Source organism: Nocardia sp. 348MFTsu5.1 (assembly GCF_000383535.1).
Lineage (GTDB): Bacteria > Actinomycetota > Actinomycetes > Mycobacteriales > Mycobacteriaceae > Williamsia > Williamsia faeni.
On sequence record NZ_KB911516.1, the window covers coordinates 177,081 to 197,902 of the forward strand.

A 20,822-nucleotide genomic window follows, 5' to 3' on the forward strand; every position below is an offset into this window, starting at 1 on the left:
CAGCGACTTTCGGAGGTGTTCATGGACAGTGTCATCGAGATCCGCGGATTGGTGAAACGATTCGGGCGGTTCACCGCGCTCGATCACCTCGATCTCGACGTCGCACCGGGAGAAGTGCACGGATTCCTCGGGCCGAACGGGGCCGGAAAATCCACCACGCTCCGAGTGCTGCTGGGGCTGCTGCGGGCGGACGAGGGAGCCGTCTCGATGCTCGGTGGGGATCCGTGGCGAGATGCCGCCGCGCTGCACACGAGGATCGCTTACGTTCCGGGCGATGTGAACCTGTGGCCGAACATGACCGGCGGTGAGGTGATCGATCTGTTCGGCCGTCTGCGTGGGGGAGTGGACCAGCGCAAGCGCGATGAGCTCATCGAACTGTTCGCGCTGGACCCGACCAAGCGGGCGCGGGCGTACTCGAAGGGTAATCGGCAGAAGGTCGCACTGGTCGCCGCACTGGCATCGGATGTGGAACTGCTGATCCTCGACGAACCCACCTCCGGCCTCGACCCGATCATGGAATCCAGATTCCAGGGGTTGGTCAACGATTTCCGGAACGCCGGTGGCAGTGTGTTGCTCTCGAGTCACATCCTCGCCGAGGTGGAACACCTGTGTGATCGGGTCACCATTATTCGTGACGGCAGGACGGTCGACACCGGAACCCTGTCAGAACTCCGGCACCTCACCAGAACGGCTGTGAGTGCTGAACTGGCAACTGCGCCGACGGATTTCGGAGACCGGGCGACGGTCGAAGACCTGGTGGTGGACGGCACCCGGATCAAGTTTCAGGTCGACGCCGATCAGCTGGGACCGGCCCTGGAGGTACTCGGTCAGTTCGGCATCCGCACACTGACGAGTTCGCCGCCCACACTCGAAGAACTGTTTTTGCGGCACTACGAAGATCCCGCCGGCGTGTCGTCATGAGCTCTGCTGCAACACTTTCGACTCCGTCGGTCACGGCCCACACCGGAACTCTGCTGCGCTTCCATCTCCGCCGCAACCGCACGATGGTGATGTGGTGGACCATCGGAATCGTTGCGCTCTACTATTCGACGGCCGCGGGCATCGAATCGCTGTATCCGACACAGGCGGACCTGGATTCGGCCGCCGCGACGATGGGCGCCAACAACGCATTCATCGCGATGGCCGGACCGGCGCGGGCGCTCAACACCGTTGGCGGGCAGACGGCTTGGCAGGCATCGGCATTCGGCGCGGTCGCCATGGGCTTGATGGCGATGTTCCTGGTCGGGCGTACCACCCGCGAGGACGAGGAACGCGGCCGAAGCGAGTTGGTGCTCGCGGCGCCGGTCGGGCGTCTGGCGACCGCCACGGCAGCCGCGATCCTGACCGCCGGTGCCACAGTGCTCGCCGGCGCATTGATCACCGCGAGTCTGGTGATCTTCGGGCTACCGGTTGCCGGATCGGTGTCGCTGGGACTGTCGGCCGCGCTCGCGGGCATGGTGTTCGGCTCGGCCACCGCAGTGATGGCGCAGGTCTTTCCGACCACCCGAGGCGTGTACGCCGCCTCGGGCGGGCTCATCGGTGCCGCCTACGTACTGCGCGCCATCGGCGACGTCGGCAACGGTGTGCTGTCGTGGCTCTCGCCGATCGGATGGGGCCAGGCGATGCGCCCCTATGCCGACGAGATCTGGTGGCCGGCGCTGCTGTCGGTGGCGGCGGTGGTCGTCTCAGCGGTGCTGGTGGTGCTGATGTTCGACCGGCGAGACGAAGGAGCCGGCCTCTGGACGCCGGGGCCCGGCCCGGCGAATGCCGGCAGAACACTGTCCGGGCCCGTCGGTTTCGCCTGGCGTCTGCAGCGGGGCTCGATCATCGGCTGGTCCTTCGGAATGCTGTTGGCCGGCTTCTCTTACGGGACCATCGGCGACGACGTGGAGCCGGTCATCGGCGATTCCGGTTATGCCAGTGACCTTTTCGGTGCAGCCGGACCGTCGCTGACAGACTCGTTCTATGCGTCGTCGGTGTTGATGCTGGCATTGATCGCCTCCGGGTTCGCGGTGTCGTCCGCGATGCGACCACATCGGGAAGAGAGCGAAGGCCGCACCGAGACGCTGCTCGCGACGAGACTCACCCGACTGCGATGGGCCGGCGCTCACGGACTGATGACCGTGATCGGTTCACTGCTGGCACTCGTGGCGACCGGAATCGGGCTCGCGCTCGGCTACGGGACGTTCACCGGGGATTGGTCCGGGACGGGGGAACTCGTCGGTGCCCCGATCACCTACCTGCCGGCGGTGCTCTGCCTCGCCGGTGTGGTCGCGGTGGTCTACGGCTGGGCGAATCGCTACACCCCGATCACCTGGATCGGACTGGTGTTCGCCGTCGCGATCTATGTCCTGGGACCGATCCTGCATTTCCCGGAATGGGTGACCAACATTTCACCGTTTTCACACGTGCCGCAGGTGCCCGCAGTCGACGTCGACCTGGTGCCGTTGTTGTGGCTCACGGCGGCGGTGGTGTTGCTCACCGCCGCCGGAGCCGTCGGGCTCAGGCGCCGCGATATGGATTGACGTCACTGACTGAACGCCGCCAACTTCAGTCCCGTGAGCACCCCTGCGGGGCAATATGCCCTCGACAGGCACTCAGGGGGACGAACTCGGGGGAGTCAGCGGTAGTTGACGAACTGCAGGGCGATCTCGAAGTCTTTGCCCTTGAGAAGGTTGATGACTTCCTGGAGATCGTCGCGCTTCTTGCTGGAGACGCGGAGCTCTTCGCCCTGGATCTGTGCCTTGACGCCCTTGGGGCCCTCGTCGCGGATGGCCTTGGTGATCTTCTTGGCCTTCTCCGAGTCGATGCCCTGGACCAGGGACCCGGTGATCTTGTAGGTCTTGCCCGAGCCCACCACGTCGCCGGCGTCGAACGCCTTGAGCGAGATGTCGCGGCGGATGAGCTTTTCTTTGAACACCTCGAGCCCGGCCTGGGCCCTCTCCTCGGCGTCGGAGGTGATCACGATGTTTTCTTCGCCGGACCACTCGATGGTGGTGTTGGTGCCGCGGAAGTCGTAGCGCTGAGACAGCTCTTTGGCGGCCTGGTTGAGTGCGTTGTCGACTTCCTGGCGGTCGAGTTTGCTGACCACGTCGAAACTGGAATCTGCCATAACCGACAAGGGTAGTCCGGTGCCTGTCCGAAACGTCGCATCCTGGCCCAAAGCGGTGAATTCAGTGCACCTGAGCAGCGCATTTGTGAATATGGGGGGTACTGGAGGTAATGTTTCCCGCGTTGCTTTCCGACGGTCCAAAAGACACCGGAAAGCGGCATGGCAGGTTGCCCGAGCGGCCAAAGGGAGCGGATTGTAAATCCGCCGCGCAAGCTACATAGGTTCGAATCCTATACCTGCCACTGCGCCACAAGACGGTCTCGAACTGGAAGTTTCAGTAAGAGGCCGTTTGGTGCGAAAAGGAGAGATGAACAGCGGATTTGGCACCAACCGGGCGCGCTGTGTAATCTCGATGAGGCCCTAACGCAAGGGTGCCGCAAGGCGCCGGAGCGAAGAGCCACGCCCCCTTAGCTCAGTCGGTAGAGCGTTTCCATGGTAAGGAAAAGGTCGACGGTTCGATTCCGTCAGGGGGCTCGCTGGACTCAGGATCGAGCGGTGGGACTGCGTACGCCGCCCCGCCGTCGTCGATTCCGGGCCATGGCGGTGTAGCTCAGTTGGTTAGAGCGAACGACTCATAATCGTTAGGTCGCCGGTTCGAGTCCGGCCATCGCTACCAGTGTCGCCTCCGGCAACGCGCTACAGAAGTGTCGCCTCCGGCAACGCGCTACAGAAGTGTCGCCTCCGGCAACGCGCTACCAGTATCGCTCCGGCGATGACCACCGAGTGTCTCCTTCCCCGGAGGCACACCAGACGATCCACCTGAAAGGCAATCCCGTGGCCTCCTCAACAGACGTGCGCCCCAAGATCACCTTGGCCTGCGAGGTTTGCAAACACCGCAACTACATCACCAAGAAGAATCGGCGTAACGACCCCGATCGTCTTGAGATCAAGAAGTTCTGCCCGAACTGCGGAACTCACCAGAACCACAAGGAATCGCGCTAGCCACCATCTGGTGGTCAGTCGCTGACTGCCTATTCGACCGGGGACGCGCAAGTGTTCCCGGTCTTTGGTGTTGAAGCAGAACGATCGGGCGGCGCCCACACGGCTCGACGGTCAGTCGCCGGCGCCCGAAAATTGATAGTCGAAAGTTGAGGTCGGTCGAGTGACGAATGTGAGCGAAACACAGGTCGGGCAGCGCGCCGAAGCGCTCCGGGACGTTCCGAAGCAAACTCCCGAACAGATCGCGGCGCACACCCAGACGATGGTCGGCTTCAAGTACACCGTCGACGACTACTACGAGGTCGGCCGCGAGAAGGTGCGCGAGCATGCCCGCGCCGTGCAGGACACCAACCCCGTGCACTGGAACGAGGAGAAGGCCCGTGAAATGGGTCACGACACCCTCGTCGCCGCCCCCACGTTCGTCTCGGTCCTCGGAATCATCGCTCAGCGCCGTCTGTTCGAAGACGTCGTCACCGGCTACGACCTCTGGCAGATCATGCAGAGCGATCAGCGGCTCGTCTTCCATCAGCCGATCAAGGTCGGCGACCAGCTCGTGTGCGACGTCTCCCTGGAGTCCTTCCGGCAGATGTCCGGCACCGACCTGATGGTGACCAAGAACGTCATCTGGAATCAGCGGGGCGAACCGGTGATGACCACCTTCACCAGCCTGGCCGCACGCGCCGCGGTGGAAGCGGATCCGGCGCTGGTCGACAAACTCGAGCACGTGATGATGCAGGAACCCGTGGGCATCGACCCGGGTAAGACGGTCGAGGGACCGTTCGCCCGGTACGACGAGCCGGACCCCACCACGTCCCCCCAGGCCTACGGTGCCATCAACTTCGATGAACTGACCGTCGGCCAGGAACTCCCGCCGCGGACCTTCAAGCTGACCCGCGGCAACCTGATCAACTATGCGGGCGTTGCAGGCGACCCCAACCCCATCCACTACAGTGATGAGGTCATCAAGGTCGCCGGCCTGGACGATGTGGTCGCCCACGGCATGCAATCGATGGGTCTCGGGGCAAGTTTCCTCGGAGAGTTCATCGGTGATCCAGCCGCGATCTGCGAGTACAACGTGCGCTTCACCAGCCCCGTGTACGTGCCCGCGGACGACTTCGCGGCCGTCGATTTCACCGGCAAGGTGAAGTCGCTCGATCCGGAAACCCGGCGCGGGCAGATCTCGATGGTGGCAAAACAAGGTGAGCGCAAGATCTTCGGACGCGCGCTCGCCACCGTGCAGTTCAACTGAATCTCTCGTACCGACCCGGGTAATTCACGGACAAAGCCCAGCTCACAGAGCTGGTTGGAGTTCGACCCACCTGGTGACGTACACTTCTAAAGTCTGAGATTTACTCAAACTTGCGCGCTGCCCTAAGGGTGGCGCGTTGGTTTTGTGTAGTCCAGACGCCGGGTCGACGAGGACTCGAGGGCCACACGTGGTCAGCGAAGCCGAGACGACCCAAAGGGGCGTAGCTCAACTGGCAGAGCAGCGGTCTCCAAAACCGCAGGTTGCAGGTTCAAGTCCTGTCGCCCCTGCCCTTGGCGGTGTGTTTCACACCGGAAGGGCAACCGATGTCAGTTGTTGTGTGGCAGGGCCCAGGCCCACACAGAGCAACGGACTTCAGCCACGAGAGGATCAAGTTGAGCAAGCGCGACCGTGCCGAACGCGCCAAGAACGCGGGCGAGTCGACCGATGAGGTCGAGCTCGACGCTTCTGTGGACTCCGCAACGGATTCGGTGGACGAAGCCGCCAGCGGTGACACCGCTACGCAGGCACGTCCTACGGGCAAGCGTTCGCCGCGTGGCAAACGAACCAACCTCACCAAGGACGACGACGCCGATTCCACGACTTCGGCCGTCTCAACCAAAGAGGCGGGTAAAGCCGAGAAGAAGGATGGCGCGCGCAAGCGGGCCAAGTCGGATGACAGCCGGAATCCGTTCAAGCGGCTCTATGTGTTCCTGACACAAGTTGTCGCTGAACTCAAGAAGGTCATCTGGCCGACGCAGAAGCAGTTGATCCAGTACACGATCATCGTGCTGATCTTCGTGGTCATCATGGTCACGTTGATCTCGGTACTGGACCTTGCCTTTGCAAAGGGAGTTTTGTGGTTGTTCGGGTAACCAACCCGAACGGCCGCTTCGATGAAAGGGAGCGTGGGCTGCAGTGAGCACCCCCGAGAACGACGCTGATTTCAGCGAGACCGAAACCGACACCATCGATCAGGCGGTCGGTGATTCGGGCGCTGTCGACAGCGGCATCTCCGACTCCGAACCGACCGACGAGGCCCCCGACGCCGAGGCGACCGACAGCGACGACGTCGCCGCCGAAGAGACCCTCGACGAGGCTGCCGACGCCGCTGAGGTTGTCGAGCCCGAGGAAGAAGAAGACCCGGTCGAGGCGCTGCGGAAGTCTCTCAAGAAGGCTGCTGGCGACTGGTACGTGATCCACTCTTACGCCGGGTACGAGAACAAGGTGAAAGCCAACCTCGAGACCCGCGTGCAGAACCTCGATGTCGGCGACTACATCTTCCAGGTCGAGGTTCCGACCGAAGAGGTCACCGAGATCAAGAACGGCCAGCCCAAGAAGGTCAACCGCAAGGTGCTGCCCGGCTACATCCTCGTCCGCATGGAACTCAACGACGAGTCGTGGGGCGCAGTGCGCAACACGCCCGGCGTCACCGGCTTCGTGGGACTGACCTCGCGTCCGTCCCCGTTGTCGATGGACGACGTGCTCAAGTTCCTGATGCCGCGCACCGAACCCAAGAAGGCTGCCAAAGCCGGCTCCGAAGGTGGAGCAGACCTGGCCGCGACCAATGCGCCGGTCATCGAGGTCGACTTCACCGTCGGCGAATCGGTCACCGTCATGGATGGACCGTTTGCAACGCTGCCGGCGTCGATCAGCGAGGTCAACGCAGAGCAGCGCAAGGTGAAGGTGCTGGTTTCGATCTTCGGTCGTGAGACCCCGGTCGAGCTCGCCTTCAACCAGGTCGAAAAGATTTAGCGGACGGTTCGCCGTCCCGACAACTTTCACGTCTCCAGCGGGCGTGAAACCGGGCTGAATCAAGATCACAGCCCAAGCGACATCAATCAGAAACAGGGAAAAGGATGCCCCCGAAGAAGAAAAAGAAGATCACCGGGATCATCAAGCTCCAGATCCAGGCAGGCGCCGCCAACCCGGCACCTCCCGTGGGTCCGGCACTTGGTCAGCACGGTGTGAACATCATGGAGTTCTGCAAGGCGTACAACGCCGCGACAGAAAGCCAGCGCGGCAATGTCGTGCCCGTGGAGATCTTCGTCTACGAAGATCGTTCCTTCGACTTCAAGTTGAAGACCCCGCCGGCCGCCAAGCTGCTGCTCAAGGCCGCCGGTCTGCAGAAGGGCTCGGGAGAGCCGCACAAGACCAAGGTCGGCAAGGTCACCATGGACCAGGTCCGTGAGATCGCAAAGACCAAGCAGGAAGATCTCAACGCCAACGACGTTGAGCAGGCTGCCAAGATCATCGCCGGAACTGCCCGCTCCATGGGCATCACCGTCGAGTGAGCTTGCGAACTCGCAAGCTCTGACAGTGGCCGATCTTATCTAATTCGAAATAGTGGGAGGGCCGGCTCGGTCCGCACCACCAAACCGCATGTGCTGCGGAGAAAGACAGAGCAACTATGAGCAAGAACAGCAAGGCATTCAAGGCCGCAGCTGAAAAGGTCGACAAGTCCAAGCTCTACAGTCCGCTGGAGGCTGCAAAGCTGGCCAAGGAGACCTCTTCGGCCAAGACCGACTCGACCGTTGAGGTTGCAGTCCGTCTCGGTGTCGATCCTCGTAAGGCCGACCAGATGGTGCGCGGCACCGTCAACCTTCCGCACGGCACCGGTAAGACCGCCCGTGTGATCGTTTTCGCCGCCGGCGACAAGGCCAATGAGGCCCTCGCCGCCGGAGCTGACGAGGTCGGCGCAGAGGACCTGATCGAGAAGATCCAGGGAGGCTGGCTCGAATTCGACGCCGCCATCGCCACCCCGGATCAGATGGCCAAGGTCGGCCGCATCGCCCGCGTCCTCGGACCGCGTGGCCTGATGCCGAACCCGAAGACGGGCACCGTCACCACTGACGTGACCAAGGCCGTCAACGAGATCAAGGGCGGAAAGATCAACTTCCGCGTCGACAAGGCTGCGAACCTGCACTTCGTCATCGGCAAGGCTTCCTTCGACGAGAAGAAGCTGGCCGAGAACTACGGTGCTGCGCTGGACGAGATCCTGCGTGCGAAGCCGTCTGCGGCCAAGGGCCGGTACCTGAAGAAGGTCACCGTTTCGACCACCTCCGGACCGGGCATCCAGGTGGATCCTTCGGTCAACCGCAACTACGTCGAAGAAGAAGCCTGAGCGCTTCTGATCTGACATGAGGCCGGGACTCCCTCAGGGGGTCCCGGCCTTTGTCATATCCGTCGAGCGGGCCCTAATCACCGCCGAGCGGGCCAACATCACCGTCGAGCGGGCCTCAATCACCGTCGAGCGTGCCGACATCACCGTCGAGCGGGCCTCAATCACCGTCGAGCGTGCCGAAATGCCCGCCGACCGTGCCGAACTGACGGTCGAGCGGGCCGAAGTCGTCAGACCTGAGCGGCTTTCATCGCGTCGGCGGTGAGTTCCAGTGAGCGCAAACGACCTTCGATGGTCACCGACTGATGGCAGACCATCAGTTCATCGGCCTGCGCGATCTCGGCGAAATTCTCCAGATAGCGCCGCGCATCGTCCCCGGTTCCGATCCCGGTGTACTTCATCATCGATGCGAGCTGATGGCCCTCGCGGGTGGTCAGGAACGCATCGATCTCTTCATCGCTGTAGTGGGGGGTCGCAGGCCCGCGGGAGATCAAGCTCCGCACCCGGATTCGTCGCAGCGCCTCGAAGTCTTCAGTGGCGACCGCCGGATCATCGGCGGCAACGATGTTCACACCGGCGATGACGTACGGCTCGGACAGTTGTTCCGACGGCTTGAAGTCGCGGCGGTAGAGGGTCGCCGCCTGCTGAAGGGCGTCGGGGGAGAAGTGTGAGGCAAATGCGTACGGCAGACCGAGGTGCGCGGCGAGCTGGGCTCCGAACAGCGACGAACCGAGGATGTACAGCGGCACGTGGGTGCCGGCGCCGGGGACCGCGCTGATCCCGGGAATCCGGGACTCGTCGCCCAGGAAACCCTGCAGTTCCAGGACATCCTGGGGAAAACGGTCGGCGGAGCTGTTGTCGCGGCGCAGGGCTCGCATCGTCGCCTGATCGCTACCGGGAGCGCGGCCCAATCCGAGGTCGATGCGCCCCGGATGCAGGGTTTCCAGCGTGCCGAACTGCTCGGCGATTGTCAGGGGCGCGTGGTTCGGGAGCATGATGCCGCCTGCGCCGAGACGGATGGATTCGGTATGGGCGGCGATGTGCGCGATCAGCACACTTGTCGCCGACGATGCGATTGTCGCCATGTTGTGGTGCTCGGCGTACCAGACGCGTTTGTAACCATGCCGTTCCGCGGCGCGGGCGAGTTTCACACTGCCTGCGAAACTTTCGCGAGCACTCTGCCCCGGGGCAATGGGGGCGAGGTCGAGCACGGACAACGTCACAGACATACAGGAGCCTTCTTCGTGGGGGGTCATGCTGACAGCGGTAGGCCAACGGGTTATATGGATGTCAACACGTTTCGACCCGGCTCCCTTCCCGGATCCCGAATCGATTTCTTAGAAGAAGGACAATTGTGAACACTGCCGGCATCGGCCGACGATCTGCGCTGCGCGCTCTGATCACACTTCCGGCAGTCGCATTGCTGCCGCTGACCGCGTCCTATACGGCGACTGCGATCACGACCGGGAGTACTGATGACCTGCCGACCGGCAGCGCAGGCGGCGATGACCTAGGGTCGCGGCCGGCGCCGGATTGGATGAAAGGCATCGCCGACGCGTGCTCGCTGACCGCGTTATCGGTTCCCGGAAGCCACGATACGATGGCATACCTCGGCACAATCCTCGCACAGACACAGAGCAGCGATCTGCCAACACAATTGGCGGCCGGTGTGCGTGCGATCGACATCCGGACCAGACATTTTCGGGACGGGTTTCCGATCCACCACGGGATCGAATATCTGCACACCGACTTCACGGACGTCGTCCGGCAGCTCTCGGTTTTCCTGCGGGCACACCCGGGAGAAGCGATCCTGATGCGGCTCAAGGAAGAAAGTACCCCGGCCGAAAACACGCGCTCCTACGAAGCGACCCTGAACTGGTACATCCACCAGAATCCTCAGACCCGGGATCTGCTGTCCGCATATCTGTGGAAACCGCCTACCGGATACGACGGAAGCATTCCGGCTCTCGGTGAGGTGCGCGGAAAAATCGTTGTCCTGCAGGATTTTTCCGCATCGAAAATTTACGGACCCCGGTGGGACGGCGCCCACATGGACATCCAGGATGACTACGAACTGGCGAGCCTGGCCGACGTGCCGTCGAAGTGGAACAGCGTGTCGCGTCAGTTCGATGCTGCTCGCGGGGGATCAGCGCAGACCCTGTTCATCAACCACCTCAGCGCCACCGGGACCGATCCGCTCGCGATCGCGCAGGGGACCGTCCCGGTGACCGTGGCGCGAGGCGCACCCGGGGTGGTCGGGATACTCGAGCGCACCCAGGGCCACCTGTCCTCCGATCCCACCGGACGAACCGGTGTGGTGATGGCCGACTACCCGACCACTGCAATCGTCGGAGCCGTCATCGCGCGAAACATGCCCTGACCCTGGCGGACCCGATGCTCAGGGGCGGGCGCGTTCGACGACTTCGCCGGGCAGGGCCCATTCGGTACGTCCGAGCCGTGCCAGCGGCGCCAGTTTGGCGAAATCGGGATGTCCGTCCGCGGCCGCGACACTGGTGGCGACACTGACCGCCACGACGCGTCCCATCACCACCTGCGAGTTCCCCACCTCGATGATCTGATGCAGAACGCATTCGATGGACACCGGGCTGTCCCTCACCCGTAGGCAGTCGACCACCGCAGCCGGCTCTGACGCCACACCCACCGCCTCGAACTCGTTGACATCCTCGTCGAATCCGGCGGACGTGGCGTTGACCAGGTCGATCATCGACTCGGTCGCGATGTTGATGACGAACTGACCGGTGGCCCTGGCGTTGTCGGAACTGTTCTTGAACCCGCCCACCGTGGTGAACTGCACGATCGGCGGATTCGTCGAACTGACCGAGAAGAAACTGAACGGCGCCAGATTGTCGACGCCGTCGGCGCTGCGTGAGGAAACCCACGCGATCGGCCGCGGCACCACCGATGCGGTGAGCAGTTTGTAGAACCCTCCCGCGGTGGTGTTGCTTTCGTCGAAGAGTGTCCGCTGCGCGGCGTTCGGGTCCAGGTCTCGATTCACCCTTCCAGCATGGCATCCGGGCTCACGCGGTACACGGACTGGACCAGACCCTTGCTGAGTGTGGTGGTTCGCTGGTGCTCGAGGAAGATGTCGTCGTTGATGAGCCCGAACAGGGGCAGCCCCGAACCGAGGATGACGGGAACCATCGTGATGGTGAGCTCGGTGATGAGTCCCCGATTCAAGAAACTGGTGATCAGCTGCCCGCCATCGACATACAGATGCTGTGCGCCCTCGCTCTGTGCCACCTCGAGGAGGTCGTCGATGCTGCGGTGCACGGTGACGCGGTCGTCGGCGTCGGGGTCGAGTTGTGAACTCACCACGAGGACCCGCATCCCCGTGTAGGGCCACGGCTCGAGTGTCAGTCCGACTTCATAGGTGTTGCGCCCCATGGCAATTGCATCGATGGTTGCGACGAAGTCGTCGTAGCCGGTTTCACTCAAGTCGTCATCGCGTCTGGTCAGCCAGTCGATGCCGCCGTCCTCGCGGGCGATGTAGCCGTCGACGCTGGTGGCGATGAATACTGCGCCGGTGATGGTGGTCGAAGTCATGGTGGTTCCCTTCTATGTCCAAGAGGCGATGAGGTTGTCGAACTCGGTGTCGAGGATCGACAGGAGTGCTCCGTCCGGGTCGACCGTCCAGCCCAGGAAGCTGCCCTCGAGGAGGGAGAACAGCGTTCGTGCGGCGGTGGCGGGAGTGGGAGCGTTGGGGAGTTCGCCGGCGTCGATCGCGCGGCTGATCAGGCGTTCGAGCTGCGAGCGTTTGCGATGCCAGCCCAGCGCGAGCAGCCGCGTCAGCTCGGGATCGCCGAGATCGGCAGCCAGCGACGACACATGATTGGCGGCATCGTCGGGACGCGAGTGGTCGGTATATGACCGCACCGACAGGCGGCGCAGCGTTGCCAGTGGTGTTTCGCCGGGCAATGACCCGGGATCGGGGTCGATGGAATCGATCCAGCGCTGCGACGAGGCAATGAGCAACCCGCGCTTGGATCCGAAGCGCTTGACCAACGTCGCCGCCGACACCCCGGCCTGTTGACCAGCGAGTTCGAGGGTGAAGCCGGCAGAGCCGGTTCGGGCGAGTACCGCCGCAGCCGCGTCGAGAAGGGCGGTATCGGTGGTTGCGCGAGGTCGGGCCACGAGAGTTAGTAAATCACCATTTCCTAATTCTGGCCACAAGATTGAGTGGCTTGTTGTCCACACCACCGGGTCCGGTCCCCAGCTCGGCGCGCGTCGACTGATGCGGTCGCTGCCAACGCCTAGGGTTGGTCGGGTGCAGGACAACAAACTTCTGACCAAGATCGCGGGTCTGCTGCGCCAAGCCGAGGGCACAGACAACGAACACGAGGCGCAGGCATTCATGCAGGCGGCCCAGCGGCTGGCAACTGCGGCGTCCATCGACCTGGCCGTCGCCCGCGCGCATGGCAACGGCAACCAGCGGTTGGCCCCGGAACAACGCAACATCGCAATCGGGGAGGCGGGCAAACGCGGCCTGCGCACCTACGTGCAGCTGTTCGTCGCGATTGCCCGCGCCAACGACATCACCTGCGACGTCGCGAGCAACTCGACATTTGTCTACGCGTACGGATTCCCCGGCGACATCGACTCCTGCGAGGCGTTGTACAGCTCGCTGGTGGTGCAGATGGTCGCTGCCAGCGACGGATACCTGAAGTCGGGGGACTACAAGGGCGAAACTTTCGCCCGCGTTGTCGCGCAGCGAAGAGGCCGGTTCTCGCGGCGGGTTGTCGAGGAGAAGCCGTTGTCGCCGATCACGGCCCGCCTGAACTTCCAGTCGGCCTTTGCCGAGCGGATCGGCAAGCGGCTGGTTCAGGCGCGCGACGAGGCGCGGGAGCAGGCTGTCGCCGCGGACGGCGGCAACCCCGACACCGGGACCGCATTGGTGCTGCGTAACAAGGAGATCGAGGTCCGGGACTTCCATCGGGAGGTCTCGACTGCTCGGGGAACGTGGCGTTCGCACAGTGCGTCGGCCGGGTATTCGGAGAGCGCCCGCCGCGCCGGCGATCGGGCCGGACGGCGCGCCCGTCTCGGTGAAGACATCGCACTCGGTGGCCCTCGCGGGGCACTCGAGGCATGAGCGCGTCCCGTTGACCGAGCGCGACAGCCAGCGGTCGGCGCTGTACGCGGCAGAACGTCTGGTCCACAACGTTTTTGAACGGTCCGCAAGCGGTGCAAACGTCCTCGCCATCGCCGGGGCCACCGTCACCCTGCCGCCGGAGGCGAGGTTCGGTTCGGTGGACTCGGTCCGCGATTACGTCGACCGGGTCCTCGGTATGGAGAGCGTGGCCGACCGTTTCGCGCGGGCCCGGACACCCGTCACCGTGAGAACCCGTCGCGGGCAGACCCAGGCGCACTACGAATACGACCCCGGTGGTGGTCCGGGTGTGATCGCCGTTCCGGTTGCGACGCATGGACGTTGGGCCATGCGGGAACTGGTGGTGTTGCACGAGCTGGCCCACCACCTGAGTCCGGGTTCGGCGCTCGACAAACACGGACCGCGCTTCGCCGGCACCCTGATCGACCTGGTCGGTCTCGTACTCGGCCCCGAGGCGGCACTGGTCTACCGGGTCACCTTCGGCGACAGCGGGATTCGGGTCGGCTGATGGGCACGGTCGACGGCGATGAGGGCCCGGTCGGCGGTCGCATTGGCACGCTCGGCGGTGGTTTGGGCACGCTCGGCGGTGGTGGGTGGGGTTACACGGGTGGGGTTACCAGTCGTGGGTGCCGACCGCCTGGAAGGTCAGGTAGCTCTGATGGAACGGGTCGAGAACGATTTTCTGCGTGCGGAATCCGGCTTTGATCAAGTCGGGGAGGACCGCCAGGAAGCGGGGCAGGCTCGCGGCGTACACGTCGACGCGCAGTCGATGTCCGGGCTCGAGGATGGCGTCGGTGGGGACCAGGTCGATGTCGAGGTCGACCGGCACGCCCGGTGTCACCTTGAGTTTGCGCTTGTGGCTCAGTGGGTGGTGGGCCATGAGCAGCGACCCGTCCTCGGCGTACTCGCACAACCCCGGATCGAGGGAGCGATTGGACGAGGTCAGTGCTCCGTTCGACAGGACCGTCGAGGTTCCGTCGGGCGCAACATCATTGAGAGTCACCGCCCACAGCGCGTCGGTTCCTTTACACGTGGTGCGCAGATGCAGGTTGATCGATCCGGAGATCTGGACCGGCTCGGACACCGGGGTCGTGGTGAACGACAATGCCCCACGTTCCTGGAACCGGGCGTCGGTGGTGAACCGTTTGCCCAGGATCCGCGTCGCGCCGGCGGTCACCTGAGTCATGTCCCGTGACACCAGACCCCGGGCGTCCGGGCGGACCGCCAACGCCTGCGAATCGGTGTTGACCGAGCTCCCCAGACTGCCGTCGTGAACGCTGTGCTTCGAGGTGTCGGAGTTCGCCGCCGACAGGTAGAGGCGTTGCACCCGGGATTCGTTGCGCGGGAACGACTGTCCCGACGTCCAGGAACCGCCCTGCTGCTGCAGGGTCACCGGACCGTATTCGTCGACCCCGTTGTCGATGCCCTTGAGCCAGCGGTCGAACCAGGCCCGCTCGAGGACGTCGACCCGCGGCGGTGAGACCCGTCCACCGAATCCGAGTCCGGCGTCGATGTGATAGCCGTCGGCCATGACCAGCTGCTTCTGGCCGGGCGGCAGGTCCAATTGGTTGTAGATGCGAGTTGCGCTGCGTCCGAACAGATCATGCCAGCCGCCGAATACAAAGGTGGGTGCGGTGATCTGATCGATGTTCGGGTCGCGCTCGTCGAAGTAGGGATCGTCGTAGATCCGGGGATCGGTGCCGGTGAGGAATCCGGTTGCCAGCGAGCCGATCTCGGTCGCGGGGGAGGCCAGGCGGTCCTTGAACCATTTCAGCGCGTTGGTGCCCATCAGGTCACCGAATGCGGTGGCCGGGTTGGGAAGCCATTTGAGCAGGTTCACCCCGGCCAGCCAGATCGGGATGAACGCCGAGGGCGCACCACCGGTGATGTAGATGTCGCGGACGATGTCTTCGCAACCTTCGACCGCAAAAACGGCCTTGAGGTGCGGCGATCCGTTGCCCGCGGCCTGCAGGGAGTTGATCGCCGAGTACGACCATCCGGTCATTCCGACATTGCCGTCGCACCACTCCTGGGCGACGGCCCAGTCGATGACCTCGATCGAGTCGCGTTGTTCGCGCTCACCGAGGATCTGCCACCGGCCGTGGGAGGCTCCGGTGCCACGAACATCGACAACCAGCTGGACGTATCCGCTCTGGACAAGCTTGCGGTTGATGCCGAAGACATCGAGGATGCCGCCGGACAGCGGTGGCAACGGCAGGTGATGGGTGACCTGATCGATGAGGTCGAGCACAGCGCGGTTGTAAGGATTGATCGAGACGACTGTGGGCAATGCAGTGGTGACGGCAACACCGGAGGCGTCGACCGGCCGGATGAGGGTGGCCCGCAACCGGACTCCGTCGCTCATCTCGAGATCAACGTCCCGGGTGATCGACACCGAAGGGAATTCGGTCTCGCCGTCGACCAGTTCGCGCCACCAGCGTCCATTCGCGCCGCCGGTCGGATCTCCAAGGGGGAGTGTGGGAGCGGTCCGGCTGACCCCACGCCTCACCGCGGAATCATACGAGCTCAACTGATAGACCATGGCGCTCCCTCTCCACTGCCGGGAGGGATGCCGGAGCCGACGAGTACCCAGGGTGGTGACCCAGGGCTCGCAGGTCGCGGCAACACTCCATCGTGTTGCTGGCCAGTGCTACCCGGTATTCGTGACCGTTCTCACACTGGATTGGTTGCACCAATGTAGCCGAGCGGGCGTTCGGTCTCCACATTGAGGTTAATCCGGGTTCACAAATTGACCTGTATGTGGCCGATTTGTGACCGGGGGACCCAGCATGTACTGTTTTCACTTGGTGTTCGTGGGTCATATGCCTGCGAACGTCAGTTCAACCAGAGACCGTTGGTTACCGGTGCGCGCTTGTCGCGAATCGGCCGAAGGCCCGACTTTACGTCGGCGGCCCACGCAGGGAGAACGAGGTATCGCCGTGAGGTGGCATTTTGCCGCTTCGCTCGTGTGCGCCCCGTGCCCTGTGCCGGGGCGTTTGTCGTTGGTGGGGCCCCCGGCCATTCGAGGAAATCGCGCTCCTACGTGCCAACCGACACGTCATGAGAGGAGGCGAAGTATGGCAAACACCGAAAAGGTCACCGCAGTTGCGGAGATCACCGAGCAGTTCAAGGGAGCCACCGCAGCAGTTGTCACGGAATACCGTGGCCTGTCGGTCAAGCAGATCTCTGAACTGCGTCGTTCACTCGGCGACGGCGCCGTCTACTCCGTCGCCAAGAACACCCTGGTCAAGCGCGCCGCAGCTGATGCGGGCGTGACCGGTCTGGACGAGCTGTTCACTGGCCCCACCGCTATTGCCTTCATCGAAGGTGAGCCGGTTGTGGCGGCCAAGGCGATCAAGAACTTCGCCAAGGACAACAAGGCTCTCGTCATCAAGGGCGGGTTCATGGACGGCCGCGCGCTGTCTGTGGCCGAGGTCGAATCGATCGCCGATCTTGAAACACGTGAGGTACTCCTTGCAAAGCTCGCCGGTGCCATGAAGGGCAACCTGGCAAAAGCCGCGGGTCTGTTCATTCAGCCCGCTTCGCAGATCGCGCGTCTTGCGGCCGCACTGCAAGAAAAGCAAGCCGCGGGCGCACCCGCAGAAGCGGCCGAATAAACCCCCAAAACCTCCCGGTCGCCGTCTTCGCGTGGACCGGGAAAGACAGAAAGGATTGCCACCATGGCAAAGCTCTCCGCTGACGAGCTCATCGATCAGTTCAAGGAACTCACCCTGCTGGAACTCAGCGACTTCGTGAAGAAGTTCGAAGAGGTCTTCGAGGTCACCGCTGCTGCTCCCGTCGCTGTCGCCGCTGCCGGTGCACCGGCCGCTGCTGAAGCTGCTGTCGAGCAGGACGAGTTCGACGTCGTCCTCGAGTCGGCCGGCGACAAGAAGATCCAGGTCATCAAGGTCGTCCGCGAGGTCGTTTCCGGACTGGGTCTGAAGGAAGCCAAGGATCTCGTCGAGTCTGCCCCCAAGGCACTGCTCGAAAAGGTCGACAAGGATGCTGCCGAGGCAGCCAAGGCCAAGCTCGAAGAGGCCGGCGCCAAGGTCTCCATCAAGTGATTCTGATCTGATCCCGGTCCGGTTCGCCAGATCCGGATCAGAGCGCACAACGACCCCCGGCTTCGGCTGGGGGTCGTTTTGTTTTCGCCTCAAAATATTTTGACACGAACTTACTGCAAGGGAAGTTACTCACCGGTAACAGAATTTTTCCTCTACCAGCGACAACTGCGACCGACCCCTCCAACTGACTTCCCGCCTGGATGTATCGGTGTCTGTGAAACCTGGACAGCGCGTTTATTCATAGGGGTCCGTGGGTTACAGTGAGCCGAACCACACGGTTCCGCGGCGGGGGCGGACTTCATTTGGAGGGACATTTCAGTGGGTGTTGAAGTCAGTGTCGAGGGACTTACCAAGTCCTTCGGGTCGCAGAATATTTGGCGTGATGTCTCGCTGACCTTGCCGCAGGGTGAGGTGAGTGTTCTGCTCGGTCCCTCGGGTACGGGTAAGTCGGTGTTCCTCAAGTCTTTGATCGGGCTGCTGCATCCGGAGCAGGGATCGGTGATCATCGATGGCACCGACATCACCAAATGCTCCTCGCGTGAGCTCTATGAGATCCGCAAGTTGTTCGGCGTCCTGTTCCAGGACGGTGCCCTGTTCGGGTCGATGAGCCTGTACGACAACATCGCCTTCCCACTTCGTGAACACACGAAGAAGAAGGAAGACGAGATCCGTCAGATTGTGATGGACAAGATCGAGCTGGTCGGTCTGACCGGTGCCGAGAACAAGCTCCCGGGTGAGATCTCCGGTGGTATGCGCAAGCGTGCCGGCCTGGCCCGCGCCCTGGTTCTGGATCCGCAGATCATCCTGTGTGACGAGCCGGACTCGGGTCTTGATCCGGTGCGTACCGCGTATCTGTCGCAGCTGCTGATCGACATCAACGCCCAGATCGACGCCACGATCCTGATCGTGACCCACAACATCCAGGTCGCCCGGACCGTGCCGGACAATATCGGGATGCTATTCCGCAAGGAGCTGGTCATGTTCGGCCCGCGCGAGGTCTTGCTGACCTCGGATGAGCCGGTGGTCGATCAGTTCCTCAACGGTCGTCGTATCGGGCCGATCGGTATGTCCGAGGAGAAGGACGACGCGCAGCAAAAGCTCGAGCAGGAGCTGGTCGACGCCGGCCATCACGACGGTGGTACCGCCGAAGACGTGCGGGGCATTGTGCCGCAGTTGCAGGCCACCCCGGGTATGCCCGAACGCAAAGCGGTCGCTCGTCGTCAGGCCCGCGTTCGGGAGATCCTGCACACCTTGCCACCGGCCGCCCAGCAGGCGATCGAAGAGTCGTTCCAGCAGGAAGATGAAGCGCAGGAGAACCAGCGTCGGGCCGCTCACCGGATGGCCTCGTCCGGTGCCCCGGGTTTCGAGGACAACGAGTCGTACAACGACCACGGCCAGACCCAGTCGTACGATCAGGGCAGACACGACCAGACCCAGTCGTACGATCAGGGCAGACACGACCAGACCCAACCCCAGTACGCCGATTCGGACGCTCAAACCGAACAGTTCCCCGCATACCGGCCAGGAGACAAGGCTCTCTAGATGACCAGTGCCACCACGCGTGGTGTCGATCGGGTTGCAAAGGCCGGTACGGGCGCGCTAGCCCAAACCGGCAACATTGTTCAGCTGTTCGTCGATGTCGCACGCCAGACTTTCGTGCGCCCTTTTCAGTGGCGTGAGTTCATCCAGCAGGCCTGGTTCATCGCCAGTGTGACCATCCTGCCGACTGCACTTGTCGCCATCCCGTTCGGCGCGATCGTGTCGCTGCAGACCGGATCGTTGATCCGGCAGCTCGGTGCCGAATCGTTCACCGGTGCCGCCAGCGTGCTGGTGGTGATCCAGCAGGGCGCACCGCTGGTGACGTCGCTGCTGGTGGCAGGTGCCGCCGGCTCGGCGGTGACCGCCGATCTCGGTTCCCGGACCATCCGCGAAGAGATCGACGCGATGAAGGTGCTGGGTATCAATCCGATTCAGCGACTGGTGGTTCCCCGAGTGCTGGCCATGATCCTGGTGGCCACACTGCTGTGTGGCCTGGTTTCGGTGGTCGGTATCGCCGGAGGATATTTCTTCAACGTGATCGTGCAAGACGGAACGCCGGGTGCCTATCTGGCGTCGTTCAGCGCACTTGCGCAGTTGCCGGACATATACGTGGCCGAGGTCAAGGCCGCCGTATTCGGTGTGATCGCCGGCGTGGTGGCGGCGTACAAGGGACTGAATCCCAAGGGCGGTCCCAAGGGTGTGGGTGATGCAGTCAATCAGGGTGTTGTCATCACCTTCTTGTTGTTGTTCTTCGCGAACTTGATCATCACTGCGGTTTACCTGCAGATCGTTCCGGCCAAGGGTTCATAGGAGAACAGGTGACGATCGCCAAAGGCCGAGGAGATCTCGGCTACCGCGCAGGCAAGATCGCGCGTGTCCCGCTGCGCGTCCTCGATGGCGCGGGCGACCAGATGTCGTTCTACGGACGCGCCATCGGCTGGTCGCCGCGCACCATCCGCCGCTACCCGAAAGAGGTGCTGCGGCTGCTCGCCGAGGTTGCCTTCGGTTCGGGCGGACTCGCCGTCATCGGCGGCACCATCGGCGTGATGGTGCTGATGTCCGGCTTCACCGGCGTGGTCGTCGGGCTCCAGGGCGCCAACGCGCTCGACCAGCTCGGCTCACAGGCCCTCACCGGATTCCTCGCGGCATATGCCAACACTCGTGAGGTCGCGCCGCTGGTCGCCGGTCTCGCGTTGTCGGCGACGGTCGGCTGTGGCTTCACCGCGCAGCTCGGTGCCATGCGGATCTCGGAGGAGATCGACGCCCTCGAGACGATGGCGGTGCCGTCGATCCCGTTCCTCGTGACCACCCGCGTCATCGCCGGATTTGTCGCGGTCATCCCGCTGTACGTTCTCGGGCTACTGTCCGCCTACTTCGCGTCGAGACTGATAGCCACGCAGTTCACCGGTCAGTCGTCCGGTTCCTACGACCACTACTTCAACCTGTTCCTGCCCCCGGAAGACGTGCTCTGGTCGTTCGGCAAGGTGCTGATCTTTGCCTTCGTGATCATCCTCGTGCACTGCTACTACGGGTACTACGCCACCGGCGGTCCCGCCGGCGTCGGCGTGGCGGTCGGGCACGCCGTGCGTGCGGCATTGGTGATCATCGCGATCCTCGACTTCTTCCTCGGCCTGGCGATCTGGGGCACCACGACCTCCGTACGAGTGGGGGGCTAA

23 protein-coding genes and 4 tRNA genes are annotated in these 20,822 nt (G+C 63.3%); 21 read left to right on the forward strand and 6 right to left on the reverse strand.

From position 1 onward, the window contains the following. Positions 1-21: 21 nt before the first annotated feature. Both H290_RS0116510 and H290_RS0116515 read left to right on the forward strand, forming a co-directional pair. The gene (locus tag H290_RS0116510) at positions 22-921 is read left to right on the forward strand and encodes an ABC transporter ATP-binding protein (protein ID WP_028463289.1); all 900 of its coding nucleotides are present in this window, start codon (positions 22-24) and stop codon (positions 919-921) included. Next, entirely contained in the window at positions 918-2,525 is a 1,608-nt protein-coding gene (locus tag H290_RS0116515) for an ABC transporter permease (protein ID WP_020107933.1), read from the forward strand. Before H290_RS0116510 ends, H290_RS0116515 begins: the two co-directional genes overlap by 4 nt. A gap of 95 nt (positions 2,526-2,620) precedes the next feature. Here H290_RS0116515 and H290_RS0116520 read toward each other — a convergent pair whose 3' ends face one another. Beyond that, complete coding sequence (locus tag H290_RS0116520) at positions 2,621-3,112, reverse strand: YajQ family cyclic di-GMP-binding protein (protein WP_020107934.1); 492 nt, start codon at positions 3,110-3,112, stop codon at positions 2,621-2,623. A gap of 161 nt (positions 3,113-3,273) precedes the next feature. Between H290_RS0116520 and H290_RS0116525 the strand changes: the two genes are divergently transcribed. The 11 genes from H290_RS0116525 (at position 3,274) to H290_RS0116575 (ending at position 8,683) form a co-directional block, all read left to right on the forward strand. Beyond that, a tRNA-Tyr gene (locus tag H290_RS0116525) sits at positions 3,274-3,354 on the forward strand. Positions 3,355-3,513: 159 nt separating this feature from the next. Continuing rightward, a tRNA-Thr gene (locus H290_RS0116530) sits at positions 3,514-3,586 on the forward strand. A 65-nt stretch (positions 3,587-3,651) separates the two neighbouring features. Continuing rightward, positions 3,652-3,728 (forward strand) — tRNA-Met (locus H290_RS0116535). A gap of 158 nt (positions 3,729-3,886) precedes the next feature. Continuing rightward, a complete protein-coding gene (rpmG, locus tag H290_RS0116540; RefSeq protein ID WP_028463290.1) occupies positions 3,887-4,054 on the forward strand; it encodes a 50S ribosomal protein L33 in 168 nt (55 codons plus the stop codon). A gap of 160 nt (positions 4,055-4,214) precedes the next feature. Then, the gene (locus tag H290_RS0116545) at positions 4,215-5,300 is read left to right on the forward strand and encodes a fused (3R)-hydroxyacyl-ACP dehydratase subunits HadA/HadB (RefSeq protein WP_020107936.1); all 1,086 of its coding nucleotides are present in this window, start codon (positions 4,215-4,217) and stop codon (positions 5,298-5,300) included. Positions 5,301-5,514: 214 nt separating this feature from the next. Further along, positions 5,515-5,587 (forward strand) — tRNA-Trp (locus H290_RS0116550). A gap of 105 nt (positions 5,588-5,692) precedes the next feature. Further along, complete coding sequence (gene secE / locus H290_RS0116555; protein WP_028463291.1) at positions 5,693-6,172, forward strand: preprotein translocase subunit SecE; 480 nt, start codon at positions 5,693-5,695, stop codon at positions 6,170-6,172. A gap of 43 nt (positions 6,173-6,215) precedes the next feature. Further along, on the forward strand, positions 6,216-7,052 hold the full coding sequence (gene nusG, locus H290_RS0116560) for a transcription termination/antitermination protein NusG (protein ID WP_020107938.1): 837 nt from the start codon (positions 6,216-6,218) through the stop codon (positions 7,050-7,052). A gap of 104 nt (positions 7,053-7,156) precedes the next feature. Then, positions 7,157-7,591, forward strand: coding sequence for a 50S ribosomal protein L11 (gene rplK / locus H290_RS0116565; protein WP_020107939.1), 435 nt, complete (start codon positions 7,157-7,159; stop codon positions 7,589-7,591). A 116-nt stretch (positions 7,592-7,707) separates the two neighbouring features. After that, positions 7,708-8,421 carry a 50S ribosomal protein L1 gene (gene rplA / locus H290_RS0116570; protein WP_020107940.1) on the forward strand — a complete coding sequence of 238 codons (714 nt, stop codon included), beginning with the start codon at positions 7,708-7,710 and terminating at the stop codon, positions 8,419-8,421. Positions 8,422-8,437: 16 nt separating this feature from the next. Next, positions 8,438-8,683 (forward strand): hypothetical protein, encoded by a 246-nt coding sequence (locus H290_RS0116575; RefSeq protein WP_020107941.1) that lies wholly within the window; start codon positions 8,438-8,440, stop codon positions 8,681-8,683. Here H290_RS0116575 and H290_RS0116580 read toward each other — a convergent pair. Beyond that, positions 8,649-9,647, reverse strand: coding sequence for an LLM class flavin-dependent oxidoreductase (locus tag H290_RS0116580; RefSeq protein ID WP_020107942.1), 999 nt, complete (start codon positions 9,645-9,647; stop codon positions 8,649-8,651). The two genes, H290_RS0116575 and H290_RS0116580, sit on opposite strands and share 35 nt — an antisense overlap. 125 nt (positions 9,648-9,772) lie before the next feature. Here H290_RS0116580 and H290_RS0116585 point away from each other — a divergent pair, with 125 nt between their 5' ends. Beyond that, positions 9,773-10,798, forward strand: coding sequence for a phosphatidylinositol-specific phospholipase C (locus H290_RS0116585; protein ID WP_020107943.1), 1,026 nt, complete (start codon positions 9,773-9,775; stop codon positions 10,796-10,798). Positions 10,799-10,816: 18 nt separating this feature from the next. Here the strand turns inward: H290_RS0116585 and H290_RS0116590 are convergent, their stop codons facing one another. The 3 genes from H290_RS0116590 to H290_RS31190 are packed head-to-tail and all read right to left on the reverse strand — an operon-like array spanning position 10,817 to position 12,570. Continuing rightward, complete coding sequence (locus H290_RS0116590) at positions 10,817-11,434, reverse strand: flavin reductase family protein (RefSeq protein WP_020107944.1); 618 nt, start codon at positions 11,432-11,434, stop codon at positions 10,817-10,819. Then, entirely contained in the window at positions 11,431-11,982 is a 552-nt protein-coding gene (locus H290_RS0116595) for a dihydrofolate reductase family protein (RefSeq protein WP_020107945.1), read from the reverse strand. The genes H290_RS0116590 and H290_RS0116595 overlap by 4 nt, the downstream gene beginning before the upstream one ends. Positions 11,983-11,994: 12 nt before the next feature. Then, positions 11,995-12,570, reverse strand: a complete 576-nt coding sequence (locus H290_RS31190; protein WP_020107946.1) for a TetR/AcrR family transcriptional regulator — start codon at positions 12,568-12,570, stop codon at positions 11,995-11,997. 133 nt (positions 12,571-12,703) lie between these two features. On the opposite strand from H290_RS31190, the gene H290_RS0116605 reads away from it, so the two are divergent. Both H290_RS0116605 and H290_RS0116610 read left to right on the forward strand, forming a co-directional pair. Next, positions 12,704-13,525 (forward strand): DUF2786 domain-containing protein, encoded by an 822-nt coding sequence (locus H290_RS0116605; RefSeq protein WP_020107947.1) that lies wholly within the window; start codon positions 12,704-12,706, stop codon positions 13,523-13,525. A 10-nt stretch (positions 13,526-13,535) separates the two neighbouring features. Continuing rightward, positions 13,536-14,051, forward strand: coding sequence for a TIGR04338 family metallohydrolase (locus H290_RS0116610; RefSeq protein ID WP_028463292.1), 516 nt, complete (start codon positions 13,536-13,538; stop codon positions 14,049-14,051). Positions 14,052-14,156: 105 nt separating this feature from the next. Here the strand turns inward: H290_RS0116610 and H290_RS0116615 are convergent, their stop codons facing one another. Then, entirely contained in the window at positions 14,157-16,085 is a 1,929-nt protein-coding gene (locus H290_RS0116615; RefSeq protein WP_020107949.1) for a CocE/NonD family hydrolase, read from the reverse strand. Between the two features lie 535 nt (positions 16,086-16,620). Between H290_RS0116615 and rplJ the strand changes: the two genes are divergently transcribed. The 5 genes from rplJ (at position 16,621) to H290_RS0116640 (ending at position 20,822) form a co-directional block, all read left to right on the forward strand. Further along, entirely contained in the window at positions 16,621-17,160 is a 540-nt protein-coding gene (gene rplJ / locus H290_RS0116620) for a 50S ribosomal protein L10 (protein WP_020107950.1), read from the forward strand. Between the two features lie 63 nt (positions 17,161-17,223). Continuing rightward, a complete protein-coding gene (gene rplL / locus H290_RS0116625; protein WP_020107951.1) occupies positions 17,224-17,607 on the forward strand; it encodes a 50S ribosomal protein L7/L12 in 384 nt (127 codons plus the stop codon). Between the two features lie 318 nt (positions 17,608-17,925). Further along, the gene (locus H290_RS28855) at positions 17,926-19,149 is read left to right on the forward strand and encodes an ABC transporter ATP-binding protein (RefSeq protein ID WP_020107952.1); all 1,224 of its coding nucleotides are present in this window, start codon (positions 17,926-17,928) and stop codon (positions 19,147-19,149) included. Continuing rightward, entirely contained in the window at positions 19,150-19,956 is an 807-nt protein-coding gene (locus tag H290_RS0116635) for an ABC transporter permease (protein ID WP_020107953.1), read from the forward strand. After that, complete coding sequence (locus H290_RS0116640) at positions 19,953-20,822, forward strand: ABC transporter permease (RefSeq protein WP_036519257.1); 870 nt, start codon at positions 19,953-19,955, stop codon at positions 20,820-20,822. Before H290_RS0116635 ends, H290_RS0116640 begins: the two co-directional genes overlap by 4 nt.

Bases quoted from the DNA above. Each gene is read 5' to 3' on its own strand.
- H290_RS0116510 (WP_028463289.1), top strand. From the start codon at position 22: ATGGACAGTGTCATCGAGATCCGCGGATTGGTGAAACGATTCGGGCGG.
- H290_RS0116515 (WP_020107933.1), top strand. From the start codon at position 918: ATGAGCTCTGCTGCAACACTTTCGACTCCGTCGGTCACGGCCCACACC.
- H290_RS0116520 (WP_020107934.1), bottom strand. From the start codon at position 3,112: ATGGCAGATTCCAGTTTCGACGTGGTCAGCAAACTCGACCGCCAGGAA.
- rplK (WP_020107939.1), top strand. From the start codon at position 7,157: ATGCCCCCGAAGAAGAAAAAGAAGATCACCGGGATCATCAAGCTCCAG.
- rplA (WP_020107940.1), top strand. From the start codon at position 7,708: ATGAGCAAGAACAGCAAGGCATTCAAGGCCGCAGCTGAAAAGGTCGAC.
- H290_RS0116575 (WP_020107941.1), top strand. From the start codon at position 8,438: ATGAGGCCGGGACTCCCTCAGGGGGTCCCGGCCTTTGTCATATCCGTC.
- H290_RS0116580 (WP_020107942.1), bottom strand. From the start codon at position 9,647: ATGTCTGTGACGTTGTCCGTGCTCGACCTCGCCCCCATTGCCCCGGGG.
- H290_RS0116595 (WP_020107945.1), bottom strand. From the start codon at position 11,982: ATGACTTCGACCACCATCACCGGCGCAGTATTCATCGCCACCAGCGTC.
- H290_RS0116615 (WP_020107949.1), bottom strand. From the start codon at position 16,085: ATGGTCTATCAGTTGAGCTCGTATGATTCCGCGGTGAGGCGTGGGGTC.
- rplJ (WP_020107950.1), top strand. From the start codon at position 16,621: ATGGCAAACACCGAAAAGGTCACCGCAGTTGCGGAGATCACCGAGCAG.
- rplL (WP_020107951.1), top strand. From the start codon at position 17,224: ATGGCAAAGCTCTCCGCTGACGAGCTCATCGATCAGTTCAAGGAACTC.
- H290_RS0116635 (WP_020107953.1), top strand. From the start codon at position 19,150: ATGACCAGTGCCACCACGCGTGGTGTCGATCGGGTTGCAAAGGCCGGT.